Source organism: Streptomyces sp. E2N166 (genome assembly GCF_003671715.1).
GTDB lineage: Bacteria > Actinomycetota > Actinomycetes > Streptomycetales > Streptomycetaceae > Streptomyces > Streptomyces thinghirensis.
Genome location: NZ_RAIF01000012.1, coordinates 1,262,693 through 1,266,957 on the forward strand (window position 1 = coordinate 1,262,693; position 4,265 = coordinate 1,266,957).

General features: G+C 72.5%; 4 protein-coding genes. 3 read left to right on the forward strand and 1 reads right to left on the reverse strand.

Annotated elements, in window-relative coordinates; translation table 11 throughout:
* Window positions 1-1,141: ATP-grasp peptide maturase system methyltransferase (gene tgmC / locus EBH09_RS13505; protein ID WP_121747187.1), on the forward strand; the 1,141-nt coding region annotated here is incomplete at its 5' end.
* Between the two features lie 36 nt (window positions 1,142-1,177).
* On the opposite strand, the gene EBH09_RS13510 is transcribed toward tgmC, so the two are convergent.
* Window positions 1,178-2,062, reverse strand: coding sequence for an NAD(P)-binding domain-containing protein (locus EBH09_RS13510; protein WP_121747188.1), 885 nt, complete (start codon window positions 2,060-2,062; stop codon window positions 1,178-1,180).
* Window positions 2,063-2,111: 49 nt separating this feature from the next.
* On the opposite strand from EBH09_RS13510, the gene EBH09_RS13515 reads away from it, so the two are divergent.
* Entirely contained in the window at window positions 2,112-2,519 is a 408-nt protein-coding gene (locus EBH09_RS13515) for a MerR family transcriptional regulator (RefSeq protein ID WP_121747189.1), read from the forward strand.
* 477 nt (window positions 2,520-2,996) lie between these two features.
* A partial coding sequence (locus EBH09_RS13520) for an ATP-binding protein (protein WP_153182655.1) occupies window positions 2,997-4,265 on the forward strand: 1,269 nt, incomplete at its 3' end.

Below are 4,265 nucleotides of genomic sequence, written 5' to 3' on the forward strand. Positions count from 1 at the left end.
GTCCTTCGCCGAGACCGGGGTCCCGGTCGACCCGGCCTGGCGGGCGACCGTGGAGAAGGTGCCCCGCCACGTCTTCGTCCCCGGCTTCTACCTGGCCTCGGACAAGCGCGACGAACGGGGCCTGACAGTGTGGGAGCCGGTCACGGCCGACATCGACTACGGGCGGTGGCTTGCCGCCGCCTACTCGGATGCCACGCTGGTCACCCAGCTCGACGGCGAGGAGGTCGACTGGAAGAACCCGGCCGTCCGCCATGGTGGCACGCCCACGTCCTCCTCCACGCTGCCCTCCCTCGTCCTGCGTATGTGGTCGGACGCCGACGTGACCGAGGGGCACACCGTCCTGGAGATCGGAACGGGGACGGGTTACTCGACGGCGCTCGCCTGCGAGCGGCTGGGGTCGTCCCACGTGACCAGCGTCGAGGTCGATTCCGACAGGCTGGAGGCGGCGGCCGATGCCCTTTATGGCTGCGGGTACACACCGACGCTGGCGCCGGCGGACGGGCTGTACGGGTACTGGCCAGAGACCTGGTTCGACCGGATCGTGGCCGCCTGTTCCTTCCGCGCCGTGCCGTGCGCCCTGCTCAGGCAGACACGGCCGGGCGGGAAGGTCCTCCTCCCTCTGTCGGGGTGGCTGTACGGCAGTGCCCGTGCCCTGCTCACCGTCGCCGCGGACGGAACCGCCGAGGGCTCTCTGCTGCCCGGCACCATCTCCTTCACGTCCGCCCGGACGCACGCGCCACCGGCGTACGGCAATCCGGCGGACTGGGCCGCGGGTCTGCCCGAGCGGCCCCGGTCGGCGCGGCACGCTCCGGAGCGGCTCTTGGCTGCGACCGCGGAGGCGTTCCATCTGCGGTTCCTCGCGCAGAGCGCCGTACCGGACGCTCAGCTGGTCACAGTCGACGGCGTGTCGCACCTGATCGACGTGGTCTCTGGTTCCGCCGCCACGCTCACCCTGGACGGCGACGCCTGGAGTGTGCGCGAGGGCGGCCCGCTGAAGCTGTGGGCGCGGGTCGAGCAGGTCATCGACGCCTTCGATGCCGCGGGACGGCCGGGGCCGGAGTCGTTCACACTGCGGGTGGACGGCGACGGGCAAAGGCTGCTGCACCCGCTGATGCCACCCCTGCCGACACCTCAAGGATGACTGCTGCCGGGCCGGCCGCCGGATAGATGGGGACCGTCAATCGCCGCAGGGCTTGCCGAACTCCTCGATCAGTACGGGATACTGCTCCCCGCCATGGCCGGCGGCGATCGCGCGGTCGGCCATCGCCCTGATCAACCTGGGCAGTTCGGCGTTGACGCCCGCCGCCTCGCTCTCCTCGATCAGGTGTGCCATGGCCCGCGCGTCGGTCTCCAGGGCCGACACCTCGGCCGGGTAGGCGCCGTCGTCGATCTGCCGCGCGTAGCCGGGCAGCCATTCGGCCACACCGGCCGCGATCTGCCGCGCGAACGGCGCGTACGTCGCCGCGTCGACACCGGCGGTCCGGAGCAGGGCGGTGCCCTGGAGCCACGCGTTCAGGACGCTCCACATCATGGCCAGGCCGGCCACGTCGTACAGGGACGCCAGCCCGGGGTCCGTACCGAGGTGGGTGACCGTGCCGAGTGCGCCGAGTGTCGTCCGGTGCGCTTCGAAGACCGCCTGCGGCCCGCTGTGCAGGACGACCGCCTCGGCGGTGCCGATCGCCGGCGGGACGGCCATGACGGCGCCGTCCAGGTAGTGGGAGCCGCGCTGCTCGGCCCAGTGGGCGGTTTCCCGGGCCTGGGCCGAGGAGCCGGAGGTCAGGTTGATCAGTGTCGTGCCGTCCAGCTCGACGCCGCTCGCGCCGAGCAGCTGCCGTACGGCCTGGTAGTCGCTGACGCAGATGACCGCCACGGAACCCTCCTTGAGGGCGTCGCCGACGGTCGGCGCCCACCGTGCGCCCTCGGCGACCAGCTGGTCGGCCTTGGAGGCCGTACGGTTCCACACGGTTGTGGGATGCCCGGCCGCCAGGAACGCGCCGGCGAGCGCACGGCCCATCAGTCCGAGTCCGATGACCGTCACGGGTTTATCGGTGTTTTCCTTCATGGCAGCATCGTCAACGTTGATACCGGTGTGAAGGTCAAGCGAGGTTGCGATGCGGATCGGGGAACTGAGTCGCCGGACGGGCGTCAACGCCCACCAGCTGCGCTACTACGAGGCCCAGGGCTTGCTGGAAGCGGACCGCGGCGCCAACGGCTACCGCGAGTACGGCGAGGACGCCCTGCTCCGGGTGCGACAGATCCGCCACCTGCTCGGCGCCGGTCTGTCCTCCGAGGACATCGCGTACCTGCTGCCCTGCGCCGTGGGAGAGACGCCGGAGCTGCTCGGATGTCCCGAACTGCTGGCCGCGATGCGGTCACGGCTGCGGCAACTGGACGACCGGATGGCCGGGCTCGCCCAGTCCCGCGACGTTCTCGCCGGATACATCGACGCGGCCGAGCGCATGGGCAGCCGGACGTATCCGCCCTTCGACGGGATTGATCCGGAGCCCGTACCCGCCTGAGCCGGCCCGAAGGACCGCGCCGACCGACCTACCAGCGCGTCACTCGCAGGGGGAACGCCCTTTTCAGCCAAAGGGGTCGGCCGCCATCCGGGCATTTTTCGCGTCAAACCCCCGGCGGTTCCGGCTCCTAGTCACGGGGCTGACACGAGGTGTGAGCGCAAGCGGTATGGTCCCTTCCCGTACGTCGAACACCGGTCGTGGGTGCAGGAGTTCGAGGCGGTACGGGCGCGCCGGCCTGTTCCGTTCCGAATCCGCGTCGTCGTCGGCCCCCCCTGCTCGTACCGGCCCTTGCATGTTCCTTGGAGGTCCATGTCGCGCGCCTCGCCGCCGCCGGGCCGTCCCGGCCTGCCGCGGTCCGCACGCGTCGCCGCACACACCGCCGCACACATCGCCGCCCGCGGCTCCACCGCCTCCCCGGCCCCTCTGCGCCCTCGGCCCACTTCCCCACACCGACGGCTTCCGATCCGTGAGGACCTGATGACTGAACTGATAGTGACCGCCACCGCCGTGCTGGCGGTCGCCGGAGTCGGGGCCGCGTGGTACTTCCGGCGCAAAGGCGTCCAGGCCCGGCACCGGGCCGAGCTGCTGCGCGAGCACGCCGACCGGCTGACCCTGCAACTCGTCGCGGCCGAGCAGTGCGTGGGGCACCTCGCGGCCACCGTGATTCCGGCGGCGGCGAAGGACGGGCACGGCGGTGAGGGCCCCGGGGGCGGGCTGCTCGTACCGGCGCCGCTCGACGGGACGCCGCTCGCCGAGCGGCTGCGTGCCGTACCGGGCGCGGTGGCCTCGGTGGTGGGGGACGTACGGACGCGGGAGCGGGCGGCCGCCGAACGGGCCGCGGCCCACGCCGCCGACCAGGTGCGGCAGGACGCCGAACGGCAGATCGCACAGGTGCGGCGCGATTCCGTCGGCGTGGCCCGGGCCGCCGTGCGCGGCTTCGCCAACAACATCGTGGCCCGGTCGGCGAGGCTGGGCCGGGCCGTCAGCCAGGGCGTACGGCGGCACATCTCGGACGAGGCGTACGCGACGCTGGTGGAGATCGACCACCTCGCGCAGCAGATGCTGCTCACGGCGTCGGGGTACTCCGTACTCGCCGGAGACAAGCTCTCCCGGCGCTGGCCCGCCACCCCGCTGACCGACATCGTGCGCGCGGCCATGGGCCGGATCGAGGGGTACGAGCGGATCAAGCACCCCGAGATGGGGTCCGTGGTGGTCGAGGGCCGCGCCGTGGAGGCGGTCGTGCACGCGCTCGCCGTACTGCTGGACAACGCGCTGCGTTACTCGCCGCCCGCCGCCAGTGTCCACGTCTCGCTGGAACAGGGGCACCACGCCTGTTTCCTGATCGTGGACGACGCCGGACTGCGCATGGACGACGAGCGGCTGCTGTGGGCCAGCGACGTGATGTCCGGGGAGCAGCGCGACGACATCACCCGCCTGGGCGCCCACCCCCAGACCGGGCTGCGCGTGGCTTCCCTGCTGGCGGAGAACTACGGCTTCCGCGTCGAGCTGACCGCGCCGAACATCTACCAGGGAACCCGGGCCATGGTCGTCCTGCCGAAGAACCTGCTCGTCGACCCGGCGGCGGCCCAGCCGGCGCCCCGGCCTGCCACCACGTCCTCCGCCGCGCCCCTCGCTGCGCCGGTGGCCGCACCCGACGTCGCGGCCGGCGCCGTCCCCGCGCCGACGGCTCCCGTCGCCGACCGCGTGTCGCCGGACCCGGCGACCGACCCGGCGACCGCTCCCGCC